This window comes from Emticicia sp. BO119 (assembly GCF_013912375.1).
Classification (GTDB): Bacteria; Bacteroidota; Bacteroidia; order Cytophagales; family Spirosomataceae; genus Emticicia.
This window is the reverse complement of record NZ_JACETV010000008.1, coordinates 39,703-63,032: the sequence shown is the minus strand read 5'-3', so window position 1 is coordinate 63,032 and position 23,330 is coordinate 39,703. Positions and strand designations below refer to the sequence as shown.

26 protein-coding genes and 1 riboswitch are annotated in these 23,330 nt (G+C 36.9%); of the genes, 9 read left to right on the top strand and 17 right to left on the bottom strand.

All coding sequences use genetic code 11. The features are described 5' to 3' along the window. Window positions 1-18: 18 nt before the first annotated feature. Window positions 19-85, bottom strand: a riboswitch (Fluoride riboswitch). Between the two features lie 87 nt (window positions 86-172). The 4 genes from H1R81_RS21850 to H1R81_RS21835 form a co-directional block, all read right to left on the bottom strand. Then, a complete protein-coding gene (locus tag H1R81_RS21850) occupies window positions 173-607 on the bottom strand; it encodes a carboxymuconolactone decarboxylase family protein (RefSeq protein WP_181842880.1) in 435 nt (144 codons plus the stop codon). Between the two features lie 77 nt (window positions 608-684). Continuing rightward, entirely contained in the window at window positions 685-1,257 is a 573-nt protein-coding gene (locus H1R81_RS21845) for a Crp/Fnr family transcriptional regulator (RefSeq protein WP_181842879.1), read from the bottom strand. Between the two features lie 69 nt (window positions 1,258-1,326). Next, window positions 1,327-3,477, bottom strand: a complete 2,151-nt coding sequence (locus H1R81_RS21840; protein WP_181842878.1) for a molybdopterin cofactor-binding domain-containing protein — start codon at window positions 3,475-3,477, stop codon at window positions 1,327-1,329. 35 nt (window positions 3,478-3,512) lie between these two features. Then, window positions 3,513-4,004: a (2Fe-2S)-binding protein gene (locus H1R81_RS21835; RefSeq protein WP_181842877.1), complete on the bottom strand. Its 492-nt coding sequence runs from the start codon at window positions 4,002-4,004 to the stop codon at window positions 3,513-3,515. A 273-nt stretch (window positions 4,005-4,277) separates the two neighbouring features. Between H1R81_RS21835 and H1R81_RS21830 the strand changes: the two genes are divergently transcribed. Continuing rightward, the gene (locus H1R81_RS21830) at window positions 4,278-5,303 is read left to right on the top strand and encodes a low specificity L-threonine aldolase (protein WP_181842876.1); all 1,026 of its coding nucleotides are present in this window, start codon (window positions 4,278-4,280) and stop codon (window positions 5,301-5,303) included. A 65-nt stretch (window positions 5,304-5,368) separates the two neighbouring features. Here H1R81_RS21830 and H1R81_RS21825 read toward each other — a convergent pair whose 3' ends face one another. Both H1R81_RS21825 and H1R81_RS21820 read right to left on the bottom strand, forming a co-directional pair. Continuing rightward, window positions 5,369-5,863, bottom strand: a complete 495-nt coding sequence (locus H1R81_RS21825; RefSeq protein WP_181842875.1) for a YcxB family protein — start codon at window positions 5,861-5,863, stop codon at window positions 5,369-5,371. 114 nt (window positions 5,864-5,977) lie between these two features. Continuing rightward, window positions 5,978-6,409, bottom strand: a complete 432-nt coding sequence (locus H1R81_RS21820; RefSeq protein ID WP_181842874.1) for a DUF4783 domain-containing protein — start codon at window positions 6,407-6,409, stop codon at window positions 5,978-5,980. A 155-nt stretch (window positions 6,410-6,564) separates the two neighbouring features. Between H1R81_RS21820 and H1R81_RS21815 the strand changes: the two genes are divergently transcribed. Then, the gene (locus tag H1R81_RS21815) at window positions 6,565-7,065 is read left to right on the top strand and encodes a phosphoribosyltransferase family protein (RefSeq protein WP_181842873.1); all 501 of its coding nucleotides are present in this window, start codon (window positions 6,565-6,567) and stop codon (window positions 7,063-7,065) included. Between the two features lie 12 nt (window positions 7,066-7,077). After that, window positions 7,078-7,677, top strand: coding sequence for a gliding motility lipoprotein GldD (gldD, locus tag H1R81_RS21810; RefSeq protein WP_181842872.1), 600 nt, complete (start codon window positions 7,078-7,080; stop codon window positions 7,675-7,677). A gap of 50 nt (window positions 7,678-7,727) precedes the next feature. Here the strand turns inward: gldD and H1R81_RS21805 are convergent, their stop codons facing one another. The 5 genes from H1R81_RS21805 to H1R81_RS21785 all read right to left on the bottom strand — a co-directional run bounded on the left by H1R81_RS21805 (window position 7,728) and on the right by H1R81_RS21785 (window position 11,866). Then, window positions 7,728-8,282 carry a YceI family protein gene (locus tag H1R81_RS21805; protein WP_181842871.1) on the bottom strand — a complete coding sequence of 185 codons (555 nt, stop codon included), beginning with the start codon at window positions 8,280-8,282 and terminating at the stop codon, window positions 7,728-7,730. A 76-nt stretch (window positions 8,283-8,358) separates the two neighbouring features. Beyond that, window positions 8,359-9,033 carry a hypothetical protein gene (locus tag H1R81_RS21800; RefSeq protein WP_229251194.1) on the bottom strand — a complete coding sequence of 225 codons (675 nt, stop codon included), beginning with the start codon at window positions 9,031-9,033 and terminating at the stop codon, window positions 8,359-8,361. A gap of 125 nt (window positions 9,034-9,158) precedes the next feature. After that, window positions 9,159-9,689 (bottom strand): ubiquinol-cytochrome c reductase iron-sulfur subunit, encoded by a 531-nt coding sequence (locus H1R81_RS21795; protein ID WP_181842869.1) that lies wholly within the window; start codon window positions 9,687-9,689, stop codon window positions 9,159-9,161. 308 nt (window positions 9,690-9,997) lie between these two features. After that, window positions 9,998-11,113, bottom strand: a complete 1,116-nt coding sequence (locus H1R81_RS21790; protein ID WP_181842868.1) for a M48 family metallopeptidase — start codon at window positions 11,111-11,113, stop codon at window positions 9,998-10,000. 108 nt (window positions 11,114-11,221) lie between these two features. After that, complete coding sequence (locus H1R81_RS21785; RefSeq protein WP_181842867.1) at window positions 11,222-11,866, bottom strand: hypothetical protein; 645 nt, start codon at window positions 11,864-11,866, stop codon at window positions 11,222-11,224. A 230-nt stretch (window positions 11,867-12,096) separates the two neighbouring features. Here H1R81_RS21785 and H1R81_RS21780 point away from each other — a divergent pair, with 230 nt between their 5' ends. From H1R81_RS21780 to H1R81_RS21770, 3 genes are all read left to right on the top strand, one after another. Further along, window positions 12,097-12,573, top strand: a complete 477-nt coding sequence (locus tag H1R81_RS21780) for a nucleoside triphosphate pyrophosphohydrolase family protein (RefSeq protein ID WP_181842866.1) — start codon at window positions 12,097-12,099, stop codon at window positions 12,571-12,573. 245 nt (window positions 12,574-12,818) lie between these two features. Continuing rightward, the gene (gene pepT, locus H1R81_RS21775; RefSeq protein ID WP_181842865.1) at window positions 12,819-14,072 is read left to right on the top strand and encodes a peptidase T; all 1,254 of its coding nucleotides are present in this window, start codon (window positions 12,819-12,821) and stop codon (window positions 14,070-14,072) included. A 195-nt stretch (window positions 14,073-14,267) separates the two neighbouring features. Beyond that, window positions 14,268-14,933 (top strand): YggS family pyridoxal phosphate-dependent enzyme, encoded by a 666-nt coding sequence (locus H1R81_RS21770; protein WP_181842864.1) that lies wholly within the window; start codon window positions 14,268-14,270, stop codon window positions 14,931-14,933. Between the two features lie 2 nt (window positions 14,934-14,935). On the opposite strand, the gene ygiD is transcribed toward H1R81_RS21770, so the two are convergent. Beyond that, the gene (ygiD, locus tag H1R81_RS21765; RefSeq protein WP_220275287.1) at window positions 14,936-15,817 is read right to left on the bottom strand and encodes a 4,5-DOPA dioxygenase extradiol; all 882 of its coding nucleotides are present in this window, start codon (window positions 15,815-15,817) and stop codon (window positions 14,936-14,938) included. A 213-nt stretch (window positions 15,818-16,030) separates the two neighbouring features. On the opposite strand from ygiD, the gene H1R81_RS21760 reads away from it, so the two are divergent. Beyond that, entirely contained in the window at window positions 16,031-16,402 is a 372-nt protein-coding gene (locus tag H1R81_RS21760) for a DUF423 domain-containing protein (protein ID WP_181842863.1), read from the top strand. A 55-nt stretch (window positions 16,403-16,457) separates the two neighbouring features. On the opposite strand, the gene H1R81_RS21755 is transcribed toward H1R81_RS21760, so the two are convergent. Beyond that, window positions 16,458-17,669, bottom strand: coding sequence for an MFS transporter (locus H1R81_RS21755; protein WP_181842862.1), 1,212 nt, complete (start codon window positions 17,667-17,669; stop codon window positions 16,458-16,460). Window positions 17,670-17,830: 161 nt separating this feature from the next. On the opposite strand from H1R81_RS21755, the gene H1R81_RS21750 reads away from it, so the two are divergent. Further along, window positions 17,831-18,784 carry a hypothetical protein gene (locus H1R81_RS21750; protein ID WP_181842861.1) on the top strand — a complete coding sequence of 318 codons (954 nt, stop codon included), beginning with the start codon at window positions 17,831-17,833 and terminating at the stop codon, window positions 18,782-18,784. Between the two features lie 281 nt (window positions 18,785-19,065). Then, the gene (locus H1R81_RS21745; protein WP_181842860.1) at window positions 19,066-19,656 is read left to right on the top strand and encodes a hypothetical protein; all 591 of its coding nucleotides are present in this window, start codon (window positions 19,066-19,068) and stop codon (window positions 19,654-19,656) included. Window positions 19,657-19,755: 99 nt separating this feature from the next. Here the strand turns inward: H1R81_RS21745 and H1R81_RS21740 are convergent, their stop codons facing one another. The 4 genes from H1R81_RS21740 to H1R81_RS21725 are packed head-to-tail and all read right to left on the bottom strand — an operon-like array spanning window position 19,756 to window position 23,321. Beyond that, window positions 19,756-20,556: a lipid II flippase family protein gene (locus H1R81_RS21740; protein WP_181842859.1), complete on the bottom strand. Its 801-nt coding sequence runs from the start codon at window positions 20,554-20,556 to the stop codon at window positions 19,756-19,758. Continuing rightward, window positions 20,556-21,677: a nucleotidyltransferase family protein gene (locus tag H1R81_RS21735; protein ID WP_181842858.1), complete on the bottom strand. Its 1,122-nt coding sequence runs from the start codon at window positions 21,675-21,677 to the stop codon at window positions 20,556-20,558. The genes H1R81_RS21740 and H1R81_RS21735 overlap by 1 nt, the downstream gene beginning before the upstream one ends. Beyond that, window positions 21,674-22,345: a glycosyltransferase family 2 protein gene (locus H1R81_RS21730; protein WP_181842857.1), complete on the bottom strand. Its 672-nt coding sequence runs from the start codon at window positions 22,343-22,345 to the stop codon at window positions 21,674-21,676. Before H1R81_RS21730 ends, H1R81_RS21735 begins: the two co-directional genes overlap by 4 nt. Further along, window positions 22,335-23,321: a hypothetical protein gene (locus tag H1R81_RS21725; protein WP_181842856.1), complete on the bottom strand. Its 987-nt coding sequence runs from the start codon at window positions 23,319-23,321 to the stop codon at window positions 22,335-22,337. Before H1R81_RS21725 ends, H1R81_RS21730 begins: the two co-directional genes overlap by 11 nt. Window positions 23,322-23,330: the final 9 nt, after the last annotated feature.

The following is a 23,330-nucleotide window of genomic DNA, read 5'->3' as shown; positions in this document are numbered from 1 at the left end:
GATTAAATGTACAGACATTTACAATCAGGCGCCATCAGCTTGTTTAAGGCGGTTCAATTAGGAAGACACCATTTCCTTTTTCTTACGATACAAAAGTAATAATTGTGCTCATATTTCAAAAACAAAAGCCATAAGAATGCTTGTTTCTTATAGCTTTTATTTCTCAGAATTATTATTCAAGTGGTAGCTCCGTGGTAATCGCTATTCTATTCCAGGCATTAATAGTTACGATAGCCATAATAATATGTGATAAATAATTAGCCCCAAAAAGCCGTTCGGCCGTTTTATAAGTTTCCTCCGAAACATGATTCTGAATCAACGTTACCTCTTCGGTCAGGGCCAATAGGGCTCTTTCTTCTTCAGTATAAAGTGTGGTTTCTCTCCAGGCACTTAACAGATAGATGCGTTGGTCGGTTTCGCCATGTTTTCTGGCTTCCTGGGTATGCATATTAATACAATAGGCACAGCCATTAATCAGTGAAGCTTTTATTTTGATTAAATCTTTATGAGTTTTGCTTAATTGCGAAGTCTGTAGATAACCTTCTAAGGCAAACATTGCTTTATAAGCGGCTGGTTCTACTTGCTGGATATTGATTCTTGTGCTCATTTTTGTTTGTGTTTTAATGAGTACAAAGGTCGGCAGTAGCAACCTCAAAAAACTTAAACAGGTTTAAGAAACACAGTCTATATCTTTTTTTTACGGATTTCACTTAAATACTCAGGCGTAAAGCCCAGATAAGAAGCTAACATATATTGTGGCACGCGATTGACAAACTCGGGATGCAGACCCAGAAAATTGCGATACATATCTTCTCTTGAAAGATTGTAGGTATGCTTGAAACGCATTTGTGAGGCTCCATAAGCTCTCTGAAGAATGAGCCTGAAATATCGCTCAATTTTAGGAATCTCTTTTAATAATTCTTCTTGTCGCTCTGCTGTAAGCATAAGGATATCAGAATGCTCAATAGCCTGAATATAAAAAAGTGAGGGTTTCTGAGTCAATAGAGTAGAGTAATCACTTATCCACCAGTTTTCGAGTGCAAAATTTACCGTGTTTTCATCTCCCTTATCGCTGATAAAAAACATTCGCAGGCAGCCTTTTTCTACAAAATAACTTGCTTTGCAGAGCTGGCCTTCTTTCAGTAAATATCCTTTCTTTTTTACTTGTAATTGCTCTATATAAGCGATTATGACCTTTTCTTCCTGTTCGTCTAAATCAATATATTTTCGTATGTGACCGAGTAGGGTGGTAGACATTTGAGCAATTTTTAGTGCTTAATGAATAAAAAAGAGCAGATTTTGGTTTCTGCTCTTAAATATACTAAGCTAAGAAAGATTTGTAATATCAAAAGGTAATTTACGAATACGTTTGCCTGTAGCCGCAAAAATAGCATTGCCTAATGCGGGAGCAATAGGAGGTAAACCAGGCTCACCCACACCGCCCGGATTAGCTCCGCTATCAATGATATGGATTTCCATTTTTGGTGCTTCGTTGATACGCATCAGGTTAAACTGATGAAAATTGGTCTGATCGCAAACGCCATTAGTAAAGGTTATACCATCTTTAATAGCGGCTGTCAGACCCATCACAATATTACCCTCGGTCTGGGCTTTTACATTATCAGGATTTACATAATAGCCGCAATCAATTACTGATACTACCTTGTCAATTTTTACACCATTAGCCTGTCTGCTTACTGTAACACAAGCTGCAGAAATGCTATCAAACGAACGGAATACCGCCAAACCTTTGCCTTGTCCTTCGGGTAGTTTTTCCTTCCAGTTAGCTTTTTCTGCCAAGGTTTCCAAAACCTTTCTGAAACGCTCGTCTGACAAAATCGCTAATCGTGCCTCTAATGGGTCTTTCCCTGTCAGATGTGCCAATTCATCTATAAAGCATTCTTGTCCCCATCCAAAATTTGAAGCATATACCGAGCGCCACCATACAACAGGTATATCAGTTTTTACATTCGTCCAACTTACTTTTGAGGCAGTAGCAAAATTGTATTTGCTGTTTTCAGGGCTTATCTCCCCAGTTAACCAAGGGTCAGCTTCATCGTCTTTTAAACCGTTAAATACCTGACCTGCAATAGACTCGCCAATAGCATGATGGTGAAACCCCGTTATTTTACCATTTTCTACAAAGCCTTGCATATGGCTCAGCATACCAGGGCGATAAGGCCCTTGTGTAATATCATCTTCCCTCGTCCAGGTAACCTTTACAGGTTTTTTCAGTTCTTTTGATAAATGGCAAGCCTCTAATAAAAAGTCGTGGTAGGCTTTACGACCAAATGCACCACCTAAAAGTGTTACATTAATTTTTACCTGCTCTGGTTTTACTTTCAAATACCCGCATACATCTCTCAATGCCCAGTCTGGCCCTTGTACAGGAGCCCATATTTCTACTGTGCCATCGTCTTTTACATGCACAACGGCATTTTCTGGTTCAATGGGAGCATGAGATAAGAAGGGAGTTTCGTAGTTAGCTTCTGTTTTTTGTTTAGCAGAAGCATACTTCGCAGAAAAATCACCCTTTTCTTCATAATTAATACCTTCTTTCCTGGCCGCCTCGTAGGTAGCATCAAAATATTTCTGTGTACTCAGTGTTTTTTCATAATCGCCATTATCCCACTGCACTTTCAAGGCTTTTTTGCCTTTCAAGGCCGCCCACCAGTTAGTAGCAATTACCGCCACTGCTTCTGACTTGCGGTGGGGCATGGGGCGTTCGGTTCTTACAACCTGTAAAACACCTGCAATTTTCTTGGTTTCTGTATCATCAATAGAGGCGATTTTACCATGCAGCATGGGCGAGTGTAGAACGCTTGCGTAAACCATGCCTGGTACGTCTACATCCAGACCATAAACTGCTTTGCCTGTTACACGCTCAGGTACATCAAGGCGCTTGTTGTATTTACCTATGATTTTAAAATCCTTCGCTTCTTTAAGTTTAGGATTTTTCGGAATCTCTAATTTTGAAGCATCGTCGGCTAACTCACCATAAGTCAGACTTTTACCACTTCCTCTATGCACAATTTTACCATCTTGTGCAAAACATTCAGTAGTAGAGACATTCCATCTCTTCGCGGCAGTCTGCGTAAGCATTTCACGGGCGGCGGCTCCGGCTTTGCGAATCGGTTGCCATAAAGCTCTTACAGAACTACTTCCGCCTGAGGTCTGGTCGCCATACTTTCCTTTACCATCACTCTGTACAATCTTTACTTTTTCGAGGCTAACTTCTAATTCTTCTGCTAAGAGTGAAGGTACTGCCTGTGTAGAGCCTTGTCCCATATCCGGTCGAGGATTTACCAAAGTGATGTTTCCGGCAGTATCAATAATAATGAAAGGGTTTATTTCGAGACTTACGATGGCTGGTGTTATCTTTTTAAGTGTAGCATCTTTGGCAAAAGAAGATACCCCCAACGCAAAACCAAAAGTGGTCAGACTTGTAGTTTTTAAGAAATTGCGTCTTGAAGTCATAATGTTTTTTGTTTTGTCTTAGTGAATAGGTTAGATTACTTTCCTCCACCCACACCGGCACTACTTTTGATAGAGTCAGATGCTTTGTGAATGGCTTTACGGATACGGTCATAAGTACCGCAACGGCAAAGATTACCGCTCATAGCCGCGTCAATATCCTCATCTGTAGGATTGGGTGTAGTTTTTAGTAAAGCTACTGCTGACATAATTTGCCCTGACTGACAATAGCCACATTGAGGAACCTGCTCATCAATCCATGCCTGCTGAACAGCATGTAACTGACTATCACCAATGCCTTCAATTGTGGTTATTTTTGCATTTTTGGCAACAACCGAAATTGGTGTCTGGCATGAGCGGATAGGTTGACTGTTCAGGTGAACAGTACAAGCACCACACATTGCCATTCCGCAACCAAACTTGGTTCCCTTTAAACCAACAAAATCACGGATTACCCAAAGAAGCGGCATATCGGGCTCGACATCCACTTTTACCTTCTTATTATTTACTGTTAAGTTATAAACTGCCATAGTTGTAGTAGTAATAGATTAGTCTAAACTAATGTAAAATTTTACAAAAATTAAGACTTTTGCAATTATTCACGCAGATATTCGACGAACGTCAGAAAATTGATAAATTCTATGGATTTATAGCCACAAACAAACAAGCGTGTACTTATATAGTTTTATTGTGTTTGTCTATTTTTATGAGGCTTCAATCAAATATGATCTATATAATAGTATAAAAATAGTACCTTGCGGCATCTTTGCATTTCACAAACAAATTTTCCATTTACGATTGTTATGTTTATAGATTTAAGGAGCGATACTGTTACAAAACCTACTCCAGGAATGAAGGAAGCCATGTTTTCGGCTGAATTAGGAGACGATGTATTTGGTGATGATCCGACCATAATAGCTTTAGAAGAAAAAGCCGCAGCCATGTTCGGTATGGAAGCAGCTTTATTTTGTGCTTCAGGAACGATGACTAACCAATTAGCCATCAGAGTTCATACATTGCCAGGTAGTGAAGTGATTTGCGATAAGATGTCTCATATATATTTGTACGAGGGTGGGGGAGTACCACTCAATTCTTTTTCTTCTTTAAAGTTATTGGAAGGGGATAAGGGTAGAATCAATTCACAGCAGGTACGTGATGCCATTAATAATCCAGATGATATTCATCAGCCCATTACCCGGTTGGTATCTCTTGAAAACACAATGAATAAAGGGGGTGGATGTTATTATGAATTATCAGAAATTGAAGCCATAAAGCAAGTATGTAATAAGCATCAACTCCCTTTGCATTTAGATGGAGCAAGACTCTTTAATGCTTTGGTTGAAACTGGTGAAACAACCCTGACACATGGACAATTATTTGACTCTATTAGTATATGCTTATCAAAAGGATTAGGTTGTCCGGTGGGTTCTTTATTGATAGGTAAAAGAGATTTTGTAAAAAAAGCCCGTCGTTTCCGTAAACTAATGGGTGGTGGCTGGCGTCAGGCGGGTTTTTTAGCTGCGGCTGGTATTTATGCTTTGGATAACCATATCGAACGCTTGAAAGAAGACCACGCAAGAGCCAGAGAAATTGGGCAAATATTAGAAAAACTGCCTTTTGTAGAAGAAATTTACCCGATAGACACCAATATTGTTATTTTTCGATTGCCCGAATCAATACTGGCCACTGAATTTGTAATGAAAGCAAAAGCATTCAATTTAGGTTGTGTTACTTTTGGCAAACACCTCATAAGATTTGTTACACATCTTGATTTCTCAGACGAGCATTTGGTAGAATTTGAGAAGAAGATTAAGCAGATTTCGTTTTAATAATTAGGTAATAAGTTGCATAAATGTAAATAAAAATCCCTCGTAGATTTACGAGGGATTTTTACTTATGCCGGAAGTAATTCTTTTCTTTTCAGAATAGATTCAAACAACTTCATATCGTGTTCACTATTAAAAACCGTGAAAGGAAACCGAAGGAACTGTCCTTTGCCGATAATTAATAAAAAGGAATCAGGTGTTTTTTCTGCTGACTGAATACTTTCCCATTTCATGATACCGCCCTCTTTTTGGTTCAGTTTTACTAATATCTGACGGCTATCTATTTCATACATAAATTTATCAAACATCTGTTTGTTCTGCTCCATCTGCGACGCAGCATAAAATTGCGCATACCAGAACAAAACGTATAATCCACCTCCTACAACAGCCACAACCGGAATCCACCAGTTTTTGTATGAACCTGTAAAATGTAATACTAATCCTAAGATGACTACTGCTGCCGGAATCAACAACCATTTCCAGTCTTTGCGCATATGGCGCTTAAAGGCAATACTTACGTAATCTTTTTTATCTAATGCAAATTTCTTTGTTTTAACTATCATTTTTTTGTTTCGTACTTAAATGAAAGCACAAAAATAGAAAAAGGCTCTGATAATATCAGAACCTTTAAGATTATTTTATACTTTTTAGGTAAATCAAATTTTGTATTTGAATTTCTAACTTTCCCGAAACTGAATAGTGTCTATAACGTATTTATTATTGTCTCCTCTTTTTACTAAAATATAGACCAGAAAATCTTTATTCCGGCTGCGATAATTGGCTACACTATACTTTAAATCAATATTTGATGCTCCCTGATACACATATTGAAAAGATAATGGAGGGTTATGCTGAAAAAACAATTTGAAAATCTGTTCAGCTTGTTGTGAAGATATTTTCTGGAAGTCAATTTTCTCAGAGTCAATAATTAGTTCTATTTCCTGATTAAGACAACTGGCAAGCATTTTAGGGTCTCCACCCTTGAATGACATCCTGATGCGATCTGTTAAGGCATTATCTATACTTTTTTTAGGGGTTTCAACCCTCCCCTTGGGTTTTGAGGCATTTACAAAAACTATCAGGACTAAAGCAGCGAATACGTATTTCATGAACTTCATATTATAGATATGCTAAGTTTTAAGTATCTTTGTTGGTGATTTATGGTTGCATAGTCTTTCACATAAACTATGCCAAAATCAGACACTACCAGTCCAGTATGGAATACCCAGTGTGAAATTCTTATTTGGATTTAATTGAAAAAAATATGTCTAATCAATTATTAAATAGTACTGAAACCTTCCAGAAAATCCGCCGGATAGCGTATCAGATTTATGAGCAGAATTTTGATGAGTCAGAAGTAATTATTGCAGGTATCAATGGCGAGGGCTATCATTTTGCTGAATTATTAGTAGTTGAACTGAAACAGATCTCGTCACTGGCAATACATATTGCTAAAGTAAGTGTAGATAAACAGGCGCAATCGCAACCTGATATTAAGATAGAAAGTGAAGTAGATACTTTTCGGAATAAAAATGTCGTTCTATGTGATGATGTATTAAACACAGGCCGTACACTCGCCTACAGCTTACGTCCGTTTTTAAGTATTCCTTTAAAGAAAATACAGGTAGCTGTAATTGTTGACAGAAATCACCCGATGTACCCTATTGCAGCCGATTATGTAGGATACTCTCTTTCTACAACTTTAAATGAGCATATTCAGGTGATTCTAAGCGATGAAGCAAAAACTGGCGTGTATTTATATTAACGTTGTTGAAGAATGGTTTCTAAAGTAAGTCTTGTCAGATTTGTATTTTTTTTCACGATTGCAGGTATTCTTTATGCTTGCGGTAAAAAAGAAGAAGATTATCACCCTAAACCTACCGGGTTTAATCGTCTTGATTTGCCCCCCCATACTTATCAGTCATTAAAAGAAGAACATCCGTATAGCTTTGAGTATTCAAAAGCTGCGATTGTTCAGAAAGACACTTTCGTGAATGCTGAGCCGCATTGGATAATAGTGTATTATCCAACATTGAATGCCCGGATCCAGTTTACTTATAAACCTGTTAATAATGACCCGAAGCGTTTACAGAATATGATGGGTGATGCCGCAAAACTGGCGTTTCATCATGATAAAAAGGCTTATTCTATTAAGGATGGAATACTCACAACGAAATCAGGCAAAAAAGCAGTTGTTTTTGAGCTTGAAGGGGAAGTACCCAGCCATTATCAGTTTTTTGTAACTGATACAACCAGACATTATCTTAGAGGAGCCGTATATCTGATGACCGCTACACAGAATGACTCTCTTCGACCAGTTATAGATTATATGAAAGTCGATTGCAGACATATCTTGGAAACATTAAAGTGGAAATAGCCTGAAATTTCACGACTATTCCCACTATTCATGGCTTAAAGCTAAAAAATCTACAACGGAAAAAAAACTTTAAAACTCAGCTTTACTTCATCTTTGGTTTTTAGTCCGAATAACGATGGTCGTTCTACCTGAAACTGGCTTAGTAAAATATCAAATTTACCATCAAGTATAATTTTTTTATCACTATCCGTGCGGGTTACGGTAATAGATATAGGTCTGGTGATTCCGTGAAAAGTAAGATTCCCATCAGCGGTTAAAGTATTGTTCTCACTCTTAATTTTACTGCTCGTAAAAACCACCTTAGGATACTTCAATCCCTCTAATACTTCTAAAGCGTGAGAATCACGATTGGCATTCCCACTATCAAAAGCATCTACCTTTAAAGATACGGCTACCTGACTGATAGTCTTGGTTGCGTCGTCATAAACAATCAGAGCGTTTACGTCTTTACAAACTCCCTCCCAGTCATGTGCCGGATGGCTCATGGCATAAGTAACAATCGAGTTTTTTTTATCGGCAACTATTTTTCTACTATCAGCCTTAGGAAAAAAAGCAAAAACGGTAAATAATAGAAGAATGGCTATAAAGTTCTTTATGGTTTTCATTTCGGTTAGTTGCTAAATGATATTTCTAAAATGTTGTTAGGATTTTTTAAGGATGTAGTTATCAATTTCCGAAGGATCAAAATTCAAACTTTAGTATAATCATAGAGGTAAAATAAGCTCCAAAAGTGGTGTATGCAGCTGCTCTATGATAAGGTTTCAGTTTAAAATTATCACTAATTTTATGTGCCAGTACATTGGTTGTTATCATGCCTGTCAGGTGAACGTACGATAAGATTTTATGCACTTTTACGTTGCTGATACCCTTACGGTTAAGCATGGCAGGAGGTGCCGTAAAGGCCATTAATGCTGTTGTACCATAAGCTATATTGATACCTAAAGCGGTGGCTTCATGCGCTTTCCGGATACGAGTATAATTATCCCCTCCGGCAGTGTACAGTTTGGCACCTAAAATACCCTGAGCTAACATTCCTGCAGCAGTTAATAACCCTATTGTCTGGTGAATTTTAAACATGGTTCTTCGTACTTTCAATTCTTTAGCCCTGTTTTCTGGGGTTAATTCAGGTGCAATACCCACTTTTCTATAAAGCCCATTTTCTCCCCAGAATATCCTTTGTGTTAATAGCATCTTATCTGGTAAAAGTTTTGTTTGAACAGTAATTGTATCAGAATCTAAGTCAGCTAAAAGGCTGTCAGAGTCAGTGACTTGTGCAAAACCCACTACAGAAAGCAAAAGAAAAAAAAACAAAAAAGCAATTTGTTTCATACGGTATATTAAAATTGGTTGGTTCATAATAGGGGAGGATATTGCTACCCTCCCTATTCAGCACACGCTATTCAGAAACACACATATCCACTTTATTTAAAAAACACATATATCAAAATTTTATAAGAAACACATATATCCAAAAAGAAGAGTTACGCAGAAACTCTCAGGGTATTACCACTATTCTGGATTTCAGTTTTATAAACTGTTAAGGAATTTGCTGCGGGAGATAGTTTAACCGAACCATCTAAATTAAATTCTGAGCCATGATTAGGACATTTCAGATCGTTAGTAGCACTTCGATATGCCACTGTGCTTCCTTCATGTGTACATACTTTTGATAAGGCCACATAAGCTCCACCAGAGTTTACAATTATAATATTTGCTACATAATTAAACTCACCGTTTGTTTTTAGTTTATTATAATCGGCATGGGTTAAGTCAATTGTGAAATCAATACCTGTGCCACTGGTAGTTCCTTTTATTGCACTGCTGGTTCCGCCTGTGCCCCCGGTTCCACCAGTACCTCCTGTCCCTCCTGTGCCACTTGGCGTTGGGTCGTCGCTACCCGAACTTGAGCAGGCAGTTAATCCCGTACCCATACAATAAAAAGCCATTAATGCGCCACTACTTAACCCAAGCTGTCGTAAAAATTGCCCTCTACTCAATTGTGTTTGTTCCATAGAAAGTATAAGTTTTATTTGGTTTAAAATGCGTAGTAATTACAATCCTTACGGACATTTTAAAAAGAGGGTTGCGTTGCCAAATAAAATCTTATAGCTTTTATTTTATTTCTGAGACGAAAAATAAACTAAATCGGGTTGCTTAAATTGGATAAAAATCTATATATTCGAGAGCGAAACAGAGTAAAAAAACTGATAATAATTTTATTATCAGTCGCTTAGTGTTAGATTCGAGGAGATTTGAAAATCAGGAAATATAAAATGGAACCGGGGCGTTTCTGGTAAGGAACTTTTGAAATGATAGTCGATTATTTTTCTAAATTCTTTTTAGCTTCGGCAATAATTCCCTTGTTTTCGGCTATGTCTAAAGCCTTTTTATACATATCCTGAGCATTTTTTTTATTGCCTGCTCTTTGGGCAATTCTTCCTAAGCCTAAAAAGGTCATGGCATAATAATCTTTAGTATAGCGCTCGTCAGGTTCGTTTTTTAGTACATTTGTATAGAATTCTGAAGCGAGCTTATCGTTTTTCTTTGCTTTTTCCGCCACCAGTCCATCAAATAGATTTGCAGCAATCTGATATACAGAGGTATTGATTTTCCGCAAAGTACCTATCTTCGGAATAGCCTCTTCATATTTTCCCATCATCACTAAAGTTTCAGTGAATCTCATCAGATAAATAGGATTATTGGGGTATTTATCATGAAGTAAATCTGCATAAACAAAGGCTTTATTATAGTTTAGTTCGTATTTAAGGTTCACATTCATGTAATAATAAGCGGCCTCTACTCTCGAAAAAACAGATTTCTGAATCGCCTGTTCCAATTGAGTTAAACCTGTTTTTTTATTGCCGTTTTCAAAGAAAATAACTACGGGTTTTACAATAGGATGGGTTTCAGGATATTGAATGCGATAGTAGTTGTATAATCCGGATGTAAAATAAAATTCAGGATTTCGATCCATCATACCAAATCCATCTTTCATATAACCATAAGCTTTTCTTGCTTCATTAGCGGCTTTCATGGGCTCTTTTCGGTAAGTATAAGCCAATGTGATATAGCCATGAGAAGCCAGTAAGAAGAAGGTCGCTTCGGCTTTTCTATTAGCATCATTGAGCATAGGCTCTGCCAGAGTCTGACACTTTTCTAAAAGTGCCATATACTGGTTAACTGCCTTCGGATTTTTTTCAAGTGGGAGATTCTGCCATTGTACCTGCAGGGCACTTAGCAGAGGTGTAACCGGATGATGCGGATAACGTGCTTTTACTCTCTGAAAAAAAGCATCAGCTTCCTTAAATTCATAATTATACAATTTGTCAAGACCTTTGATAATTGTCTGCTTTGAATCAGTATCGGTTAGTAGTTGTGCGGTCGTAGAAAAACTAAAAAGTTGGATGAGGATAATAAATATAAACGGCCTTTTCATAAAAGTTTATAGTAATACCCTTTATTAACAAATTAAAATAAAAAAACCTCCCGTTCAGGAGGTTTTTTTATTTGCTGCGTAACCTACTATTGTTGTGTAGTTTACAGATTAACGATGAGTTTGCAAGTAAGTTTCTACTGCTTCACGGCTTCTTAAATTAACACCGGCAGCTTTCATGTTTGCCAAAAGAGTTTTCTCGATAGTTGAGTAACCAAACACAAGGCTTGTTTGCGGTTTGTAGCTCATAACACCACCGGCAGCTTTTGAACTATAATAGAATGAAATCTTTCCAGTTTCGAAACCGAAACTAACCTGCTCTGTAGAACCATCTGTTTCTTTCACAAGAACTCTTGGCAATGCAACCCATTGAGTACCGATTTTTACGTAAGCCATTACAATACTGCTGGCTGAAATATTGGCGTCTGTTTTTTCAACTGCGCCAACCTGGCCTGTATTGCCAACTCCGGTACCTGCTGCATCTACTGTCTTCCAATCCGCTGCGGCTATTGTTGCTTCACTCCACTTCACGTTGGCATTTCCGTCCTTACCGTTAGTACCAGTAGCACCAGTAGCACCGGTAGCTCCTACTGCACCAGTCGCTCCTTGTGCTCCTTGTGCACCCTGTGCACCTTGAGGACCTTGAGCTCCTTGTGGACCAGCAGGACCTTGAGGACCTTGATCTCCTTTACATGACCATAAAGCAACAGATAACGCTAACGTTACCACTGAAAGAAGTCTATAAAATTTGTTCATGATTTGTTGGGTTTTGATAATTTGACTTCAGTTACGTAGCAATATTATTGAAATTTGCTCAACTTTGCAAATGCTAATATCGGTTTATTTATTTTACGGCGAAAATATTTAGGCGAAAAAATTAAAACATATTTTCTCTTTCGTCTTTTTGAAATAAAATAAACCTAAAATCGGCATAAAGCCGACAGATTAAAATATTATTAAATAAAAAAATAAATTTCTCGCTATTTATGCAAGTATTAGATTGTCTTAATCAGGTAGCTGATTTCCACCGAACATTCCAACACCCTGTTTTAGAAAGCCCACAGATACCTTCTAAAAAAAGATGTGATTTAAGGGTATCACTTATTGCTGAAGAATTGAAAGAATTAGAGGAAGCCATTGAAGAAAAAGATATTGTAGGTGTAGCTGATGCCCTCGCTGATATACAATATGTATTAGCAGGTGCAATTTTAGAATTTGGCTTGGGAGAAAAATTCCGTGAATTGTTTGATGAAGTACAACGTTCAAATATGAGCAAAGCCTGTACTACAATTGCTGAAGCTGAAGAAACCATGAACTATTATGCAGAAAAAGGAACAGAGTCTTACTATAAGGAAATAGAGGGAAAGTATTTAGTGTATAGAAAAGGTGATGATAAAACTTTGAAAAATATAAACTATTCTCCGGCAGATTTGCAAAGAATAATAGGTATCCCAGCTGACTGAAATAATAAACAAGAATTAGAAACTGTTTGAGTTAAATTTTGAAAATAAAAAAGGATGACTTTTGTGCCAGGACAAGGTGTAAAAACCGGAGTTTAGCAGAGCTACATGAGGATTTTTTCACCGCAGTATTGGTCAAAAGCAACTTTTTTAGTTCAATAAGATTAACTCAAACAATTTCTTAAAGTAAGAATCATCTCGAAGTAATAACTTACTTGCTCAATAACTCATTCACTCACTCATGAATTATGACACCTATTACTGATGCTATATATAATGTAAAAGAGAAGTTTCTCCGATACGTACAGATTGATACCCAATCTGATCCTAATTCAGAGTCAAACCCATCAACTGAAAAGCAAAAAGATTTAAGCAGATTGTTGGTTGAGGAATTACTGGCGATGGGTATTACGGATGCACATCTGGATGAATGGGGTTATGTATATGCCACTCTCCCAGGCAATTCGCCTAAAAATGTTCCGGTAATATGCTTCTGTTCGCATGTAGATACTTCGCCCGATTGCAATGGGGCAGGCGTAAAACCCATGATTACTGAATATTGGGACGGAACCGATATTTTTTTGCCCGATGACCCTACACAAGTCATCAGAATGGCAGAACACCCTGACTTAAAGCATCAGTTAGGGAATGATATTATTACAGCAAGTGGGACAACACTTTTAGGGGCTGATAATAAAGCAGGAGTGGCCGAAATTATGGCAGCAGCAGAGTATCTGATACAACATCCTGACATAGTACACGGAACTATCAAAATTTTGTTTACACCCGATGAAGAAGTAGGGCGAGGCACTGAAAAAGTAGATTTGAAGAAATTGGGAGCTGAATATGCCTATACTATGGATGGCGAGACGGTGGGTACACTGGAAGATGAAACATTTTCGGCTGATGCAGTTAGCTTGACCATTAATGGGGTTAGTACTCACCCGGGTTTTGCGAAAGGCAAATTAGAAAACGCCATAAAGATAGCGGCAGATATTTTGGCTACTTTACCTAAAGATACCTTATCGCCGGAAACTACTGAAGATTATGAAGGCTTTATTCACCCAACGCAAATATCGGGTATTCAGGAGCAGGTAAAACTGGATTTTATTATCAGAGATTTTACAGTGGCAGGTTTGCATGAGAAGGAAACTTATTTACAGAATATCGTAAATGAAATATTGAAGCATTACCCGAATTCAAGTGTTGATTTCAAAGTGATTGAACAATACAGGAATATGAAAGAAGTATTGGTAAATCATCCGAAAGTGGTTGAGTATGCTTTGGAAGCTATCAGACACTCTGGTATGAATCCTGAGCAACGAAGTATCAGAGGGGGGACAGATGGGTCTCGTTTATCTTTTATGGGTTTGCCTTGTCCGAATATTTTTGCAGGAGAGCATGCTTTTCATTCCAAACTGGAGTGGGTTTCGGTGCAGGATATGGAAAAGGCAACAGAAGTAATTATTAATTTAGTACGAATCTGGGAGCAGAAATCTTAGAGTCTGTTTGAATATTGTCTTTCTGATCGAAAAGCGTAGATTTTTCTGCCAGACAAGGCATATTTTGCAGACGTAGCCATCGAACCTCCGAAGCAGCAGCTACGGCGAAAAAAATATAATGCAGTATGGCTGGAAAAGCGGATGCTGCACGGATACCTTTGTAGGTCGAATTATAATATTTAAACAGACTCTTAAATGTCGATTGTAGATAATATAAAGAAAATAGAAAGCGAAATCAGTGGAAAAGGGGTAACGCTTATAGCCGTATCTAAAACCAAGCCTATTGAAATGCTAATGGAAGCATACAATGCGGGCTTTAAGCGTTTTGGAGAAAACTATGTGCAGGAACTAACCGAAAAACAGGAAAAAATGCCCAAGGATATTGAATGGCATTTTATCGGGCATCTGCAATCAAATAAAGTGAAATACATAGCACCTTTTGTGAGCCTTATTCATTCAGTTGATAGTTTTAAATTATTACAGGAGATAAATAAACAGGCAGCCAAAAATAATCGTGTGATTGACTGCCTGCTACAAATATATATTGCAGAAGAAAACACCAAAAGCGGCATGACGGAAGAGGAGTGTCTGGAAATTCTTCAATCAGAGACCATTAAAAATCTTACTAATATCAGAGTAATCGGCCTTATGAGCATGAGTACTTTTACTGATGATGAAATGCAGGTCAGAAAAGAATTCAGAAAACTCAAAACTTTTCATATCTCATTAATTAGCCAATATCCTCAGCTTACAACTATTTCAATGGGCATGAGCGGAGACTACGAAATAGCCATTGAAGAAGGAAGCACCATGATTCGGGTAGGTAGTAAGATTTTTGGTAACCGTGTATATACAGAATAATCTCATCCAACCTGAAAACACCGCATACTGATACTACCCATATCAAAACCTTCATAGGTATATATTATAGGCTCATCTTTATTGACAAGACCTGCTGTATATAACATAGGTAGATAGTGGTCATAACTTGGGTGAGCAATCTGTCCTAAAGCGCCGAAAGATTTGAAATCTGCCAGATCTGCTAATTGTCTGTTATCTAATTTGTTTTTAACAAGTGTATCGAACTCCAAAGCCCAATCAAAAGGTTTTGAGGCATCGCCATGCCAGTTAATCTGGCGAAGATTATGGACAATATTGCCACTTGTAAGAATTAGTACACCTTTGTTTCTTAAATTTTGTAATTCTTTAGCAAGTTCGAAATGGAATTGGGGTGGTTTTGAGAAGTCAATACTCATCTGGAATGTGGGAATGTTGGCTTCAGGATAAATATGACGAAGTACAGACCACGCACCATGATCGAGACCCATTTTGTGTTCTTCTATAATACCAATAGATTTAACTTCTCTGATTACTTCTCTGGCAACTTCCGGTGCACCTTTGGGTTCATATTTTACTTCATATAATTCTTTCGGAAAACCACCGAAGTCATAAATAGTCTGTGGCGCCGGATTGACCGAAACATAAGTTTTGTTCATGGTAAGCCAGTGTGCCGAAATAACTAAAATAGCTATGGGTTGTTCGATACTTTTGCCCAAAGCATGCAAACTATCTGTAAAATTATTATCTGCGAGCGCATTCATAGGGCTACCATGCCCGATGAAAATAGAGGGTGTTTTCTCTGACTTTGAGAAACTGTCTGTTATATTTTTTAAATCCTGTAAGTTCATTGCCTGGGTAGTAAAAGGTAAAATGCTTAACTTTTTAAGAAAGTCTGCTCTTTTCATACAAGTACATTATATGTATATACAACTATTTTTTGTTCAATAAAATTCAAATTCTTTATTTTTATATTTAAAGATAAATACAGTTATGTTTAATTGGTTGATTATAAGTAAGTTATGTAGATAATGACGAGAATATGACCTTTTATCTGTTTTTATTGGCAACGCTGACTTATTTTTGCCAATATTCCTCAATATATAAATATAGATAAAGCAATGAATAAATTTTTCTTACAGGCGGGGGCTCTTTTAGGAGCAATAGGTGTGGCATTAGGTGCTTTTGGTGCGCATGCACTAAAAGATAGACTGGTGGCAGCGGGCAGAATGGAAACATTTGAAACGGCTGTAAAATATCAGTTTTACCATGCATTTGCTTTGGTATTGATAGGCATATTAGCTAAAGAAATAATTTCAAAAAACCTGACTTATAGTGGTTATTGTTTTTTAGCAGGGACGCTCATTTTTAGTGGCTCTCTATATCTTATCTGTTTTACAGGAATCAAAACCTTTGGTGCCATCGCGCCTATTGGTGGGACATTGATGATTGCAGGGTGGTTGCTATTTTTCTGGGCGGTATTGAAGAGTTAATATTTTTATTTGCCCTACTTCCTTTGCCACAATGTATAAGTACATTGTGGTATTTTTACTCTACATAATCCAGATCCTTAGAAAAGGTTTCTTTAAGCGAAGCATTGGCAATAAAGGCTGCACCAAAACAAACAATACCTATAATAGTAGCACTCAGGATTAAATTGCCGTTCAGTGCTTTAGTAAGGTACTGATGTGCTATTGAGATAGGTACAGCTCCACCTCGGGCAAAGTTCGGAATAGTAGTAGCTACTGTGGCTCTCAGGTTAGTACCAAATTGCTCAGCCGACATCGTAATAAGCACAATCCAGTAGCCGGATGCTGCCCCCATTAAAAGGCACATGATAAATATTGCCGTATTACTGGCTGCCCAGAGATTGAGATAAATGAGGCACATACATAAACAGATAGCCTGAAAAATGAAAATAGTTTTGCGTCGGTTTTGTAATTTTTGGCTTACGTATCCACTAATGAGGTCACCGCACGTAAGGCCTATATATACATACATAACGGCTTGTCCGGCCGTTACTTTTCCTTCAATACCCAAGGCTTTAGCTACTTCAGGAGCTAATTGCATCAGGATACTTACAATAAAAAAAATAGGGAAACCTATAAACATACAGGCTATATAGCGTTTGAAACGGTCTTTATTTGTAAAAAGACTCAGGAAATCTCCTCTTCTTATACCCTGTTCTTCGGCATGCTTATACATTTTAGACTCAAAGGTTCCTACTCTTAATAATAATAGGAGCAATCCCATTCCTCCTCCAATAAAATAGGCTGTCCGCCAATAGAAGGCGTCACCTACCAATGCGGCTACAACCGCTCCAAAAGCACCTACAGAGGCCATAATCATAGTTCCATAACCTCTTTTTTCTTTTGGCATGGTTTCAGCAACGATGGTTATTCCGGCACCTAATTCGCCTGCCAGACCTATTCCGGCCAAAAATCTTAATATTCCGTATGTATATATATCAGTTACAAATCCGTTAATAATCGTAGCCAATGAATATAATATGATAGAACCAAACAAGACAGACAGGCGACCTTTTTTATCGCCTAAAACACCAAAAAAAATACCACCACACAATAACCCTATCATTTGTACGTTAAATAGCCATAAACCGACACTCGTATTATCAATACCTACTACACCTAATTCAGTTAGACTGCTATGACGAAGCACAACGAATAGAATCAAGTCATACGCATCTACGAAATAACCTAACGCTGCAACTAATACTAACAAAAAAGTTGATTTTTTCATGTATTAACAAAATTTCACGAAAATAGAGATTCGTGTAGAATTTCACGAAAAAAATAACGGCATTTTCGAAAATTTTCTGAAACTTATTCAATAAACTCAATAAAAGGCTAACTTTGTCGTTAGTAAGCCTAAACCGTTAAATACTAAATATTCAGATTTCTATGGAACAAACTCAAGAAAGAAGAAGTAACACGGCTATGACCGCCGGACTTGTTTTAGCCTGTGCTTTAGCAGCACTCTTCGGCTTCCTTTATTTCAATGCCCGTCAAGACATTGATTCAAAGAATGTAGACATTTCGCAAAAAACAAAAGAACTGCTCCTTACCAACTCTAAACTTGATTCCATTGCCGTACAACTTGATGCAAAAATTGCTGAAGTACAAGCTTTAGGCGGACAAGTAGAGGATTTACAAGCGTTGAAAGCTCAGTTAGAGCAAGACAAAAAGAATTTAGTTAATTCAAAGAGTGTGAGTATTAAACAATACGAAGGCAAAATCAAAAACTATGAGTTAGCACTTACAGAAAAAGATAATGAAATTGCCAAGTTAAAAGAAGAAAACGCAGTACTAACTACACAAAACGAGACTTTAGGTAGCGAAAATACCAACCTGAAAACCGAGAATACCGGCCTGAAAACTGACAAACAGGCATTAGCAGATTCAGTTTATAATGTTGGTGTTAAAAATAGAGAGTTAACCGAAAAGGTAACTCTGGCAGCAGCACTCAAGGCCATGAACGTAAATGTTAGTGCGATTAACTCTCGTGGTAAAGAGCGTGACGGAGGTGAATACAAAGCTAAAAGAGTAGATAAAGTAAAAGTATCTTTCAAATTGGCTGAGAACCCGCTTACCAAACGTGAAGAGAAAGTTATTTATATGAGATTACTTGACCCTAAGGGAAATGTAGTTTCAGATATGGCTACTGGCTCAGGTACATTTAATTTTGGAGGAAACGAAACCGTTTATACCTCAAAACAAACAGTAATGTATGATAATTCAGGCCAGAACGTGGATTTCGTTTATACACGTGGGAGTTCTTACGAAAAAGGCAAATATACTATTGAATTGTATTCAGAAGGGTTTAGCATTGGCCGTGGTACTTTCGATGTGAAGTAATATCATATCTTTGTATGGAAAATCCCTCCGGAGTGATCTGGCGGGATTTTTTATTATGTAAAATCTGATTGATCCTCTTGGTGTTTAACATCTTCTTATTCCTGGGCTATTTTCATAAGGGTGACATTTAATCAGCTTATCTACAGATTATCAGGATAGTTCTGAAACCAGTATTAAATTCAGTTGCACCGAATTTCAATCCATATACTCCAATCAAACATCCAGGAAAAAATGCTTTGTTTTTTCTACTACTTTTAGTTCATCAAACAAAAAAACTAAACATGAAAGCATTACTATTTCTATGCCTGATTTTATCAAATTTTGCTTTCGCTCAGGGTGTATCTATTTTACCAAACCAGGGAGTGAAATTTCCTCAATATTCTACTGCAAATATGCTGGCAATCGCTTCTCCTGAAAATGGCTCAACGATTTTTAATATTGAAACAAATACGCTTTGGACATACCTCGGAAGTGCCTGGAAGAACATCGGTAGCGGTGTAAATGGAACGAAGATTCAAACTTTTATTTTCAATAGTTTGTCTTGGAGCTCGGTAGATAGTGGATATGGGAGAACTTACACTGCTTCTGTTACCATCACTGAAATTAATTCAGAAATATTAAGTAGTGGAACGGTTGACGTTGCCTATATTCCTTATGGTAGTAGCACAACTATTTTTAGGAAATTACCAGAACCTGAATGGGGAGTAAGCATAGGAGGTACGGTTTATCCTATTATCAAAACTTTTTCTTACGAATCAAACGGTATTACTCTTATGGTAAAGATTCCCACTGGAAGCCCAAGTATAGGAGATTCTTTTATCATTCCACAGCAAATAAAGGTAACACTAATTTCTCCTAATGCAGGTAATTAAGTATTAAACTTTCCCTGATTAAATTCTTAGAAGTGTCACGAACTCGTGTAACTCTTCTATATAACCTTTCAAAGGTATTTATTATTCAACAACTATTAATTATACATAAATCAATTTGGCCAGAAATACAACCAGATGAGCCAAAGGAAGAATGAATAAGAGACTCAAACCCGTACCTATTATTCGGGCAATAACTACAAAAGTCAGATATCTTCTGAAATAAGTCTCAGAATAAAGCCCGTTAATAACTTTATCAGCCGTAATACCTAAATTAGGTTCTACGATAATCATAGATAAAACGGTAGAGAATCCGACAATAAAACCATTTAATGACAAGGAAGTTGTTCGTAAATCTGGATTTATATAGCCCGCATATAAACAGGAGAGTACACTGATGGTTGTTAATGAGGTAATAATTACATTCATTAAAAGAATACGTTTAGGTATATCACTTATTCGATTTAACCGACTTATATTTGACAACCTGGGTACAGAAAAAGATTGTAGAAAGTGTCTTAAAGAATCAAAAGTAAAAGATTTAACAATAACTCTTATCAACGAGTTTTTCTGATAAACTTTTTCTACTGTCTGATACATGGTTCTCTGAAGAGTGGGTATAAATAACGCCCCAGAAATACTACCTATTAACGAAACCAGACATAGTTTAAAAAATAGCCAGTTGTCTGGTCCCTGCCCGTTAAGAATTGATTTTTCGATTGATTTCGCTAAAAGAGGTGCCTGAAATGTATTCAAAAATCTGACGGCTAAAAAAATAATATTATACACTGCATAAGAAGCCGCCATTTTAGAAGTCCGTATGCCAACCAATCGTACAGAAAGTACAGCAATACTAAAAAAATGGATAAAAAAAGTAAGTAGTAAAACTATATTGATAATCATTAACTAAGAAATGATGCTTTTATTCTGTTTAAATACCATGACACAATAAATCGGGTAAGCGAGATTTCGGACTCTCTCAGAAATAATCTATAATAGAGGATTCTCTTGGTCGTCCCACCCCATAACATACTTATCAACCCATATTTTCTGATATCCCCAGATATGGAACGGTAATATTTCTCTTCCAGGTCATCGGTTTTAAGACGGCTTAAACTTTCCAGAAAATCACCAGGTATATTAAACTGATGCTGTTCAACCAAGTAAGGGAATGCTTTTTTGAGAAAAGGTTTAAACTGAAACCGCCTGATTATTTCAAGTAATTCCTCCCAATCTATTGCTGATTTATCAATAATAGTTTTGGCATCAGCTACCCATCTGAAAGGGGGTGTTGAATCAAAATTTCTTCCATGAACCATACTAAGGAAAAGTGCATGAGTGGCAGACATCCGGTAATTAATTACACCTGATTTTGTTTCTATAGTTGCATTTTTCCAGATAAAATCACATGAACCTGGTGTATAGATATATTCCCGAAAGGTGTTCCAATGTAAATCAATATCAACATCGCCTTCAAATTCAAGATGAAGGGCATGAGTAAAGTTTTTCATGGATAACTGAGAGATTTTTGTTTTATTCCCTAAAACCCCCTTCCCTGCTAATTCGATTGCCTTTTTTCGGAATTCGAATGGTATCAGAATATCTCCATCGTTCATTGGCCGATGTGCTGTATTTTCATAAAACCGACTGGCTATATCTAAACCTTTTATTTGCATACTTGGTATGCCATGCTGCTCTAAAAGCTTTTGTATTTGTATCGCTTTATGTTCAATCTGCTTGTTTCGTACCCAATAGTTTTTTCTTGTTCCAAGCAAAAAGCTAAAATACGGGTGGGTATGTTCTCCTAAATTATGAATAACCATTGGTAACATTCTATGGCTGCCCAAATCAAGGTTATCCATAAAGTCGGACAGAAAGTTTGGAGAAGTCATATCAAGATTATCCAGATGATTAGCCTCCAGCCATTCAGTAAAGTATCTGATGGCTTTCAAACGTTCACTTAATGCTGCCTTTAACAACAACGTTTGTTTTTCGTTCGGAAAATGCCCACCTGCATATTTCATGAATTTACCATTCTTTTGTTATTGATTCTGTCTTTTAAAAACCTTAATAAATAGGAGTAGTAATTATTTTCCTGTGAATGTGAATTATCTCTTACTCGTCTATATACTACTAAATTGTCGGTTTGGTTATAAACAATCCCTTTTGACTTAGCCGAATCAAACCAGATAATAAAATCAAGGGTTTGTACTTCAGGAAAATTCCCATACTTTATAAATACTTTTTTTCTGAATAATGAAGTGATTTTTGATTGAGCAGCTACTTCTCCTTTAATAAACTGATATCTTTCCTTATGCAATAATAATTCTGGGCTAAGGAATTGCTTCATTGTCCCGAATGTAGCCTCAAGACCTTGATTATGCTCAAATTCTTTAATCTGTTTTTCCAGTTTGTTTTCTAACAATATATCGTCTCCATCAAGAAAGGCTATCAGCTCTCCACTTGCTAATTTCAAGGCTTTATTCAAAGTTTTGGCAAGACCTATATTCTCCTGACTTACCAAAATTATTTTATCCTCAAAAGTATGCAGAATCTGCAAGGTATCATCAGTAGAACCATCGTTGATTACGATAATTTCAGTATTTGTATAGGTTTGTTTTAAAGCAGATTCCACAGCTTCGGCAATATACTTTTCTACATTGTAAGCTGTAATAATTATACTAATTTTCATTAATGAATTTTATTAGAGTCGGTGCAATTTGTTCCAGATTTACACCCGCCATTAATCTGAATGTAGGTGTTTTTGCTATAAGCAGTTTCATCTTTTCAACTGCTGTTTTATTGGTTCTTAAAATCCAGACAGAAGAAGGAACCAGTGCTTTGATGGCATCAATTTTGGAACATTCTTTAATAAAAGTATTTTCCAGACCTGTTATAGTCGGTAATAGAATTGCTTGAATACTGAATTGATTTATCATAGAATCTTTAAATGATTCATTGATATATATATGCCCTTTTTCTCTGGGAATATGTTCAATGTTACTTATCAGCGGCTTTAGATGAGGGAAATTCTCAAATTGCTCAACATTCAGTTTTGCAGCACCATAAAGGCTGTAAACAATGCTTTTCTCTGAATCGACCAAAATGAAGTCATCTCCGGCATATTTGAGTCTTGTATTCAGGCAAGATAAAGTACTCGTTGATTTGCCCGAACCACTTTTTCCGGTTAATAAAACACCTTTTTGGGAAAATCCTAATCCGGCTGCATGACATAAGAATAGTTTTGTAGATTCAAACCATAAATGAAACACCATTCTTAAAGGCGATGCTGTTTCATTGGGCGAAAGACGACAAAAATCATCTACCCAGTAATAAATCTCATTAGAAGCATAATCTACAAAGATAAAATAGGGCTCTGTTGAATTAAACAGTGCACGATTATCGCCAAAGTCAAGTAATTCACCACTATAGGGGTCAATCGTCGGCCAGTTTAACCAGGCCTCAGGAGGAGTTGAGCCAGTACTTCTTGACTCAATCAGATTTATCTTTATATTTTCTTCTCCTTTACTTTGGATTGCTAAGTGAGCAAGGGCTCTAAGATATTTCTCATATTTGAACGAACCATATGACAAAACTTTAAAAACCTGCCCTCCAATATTAAAAGTGTTTTCGGACTTTAGTAATTTCTCTTTATCAAAATTAAGCATCTCCCTGAA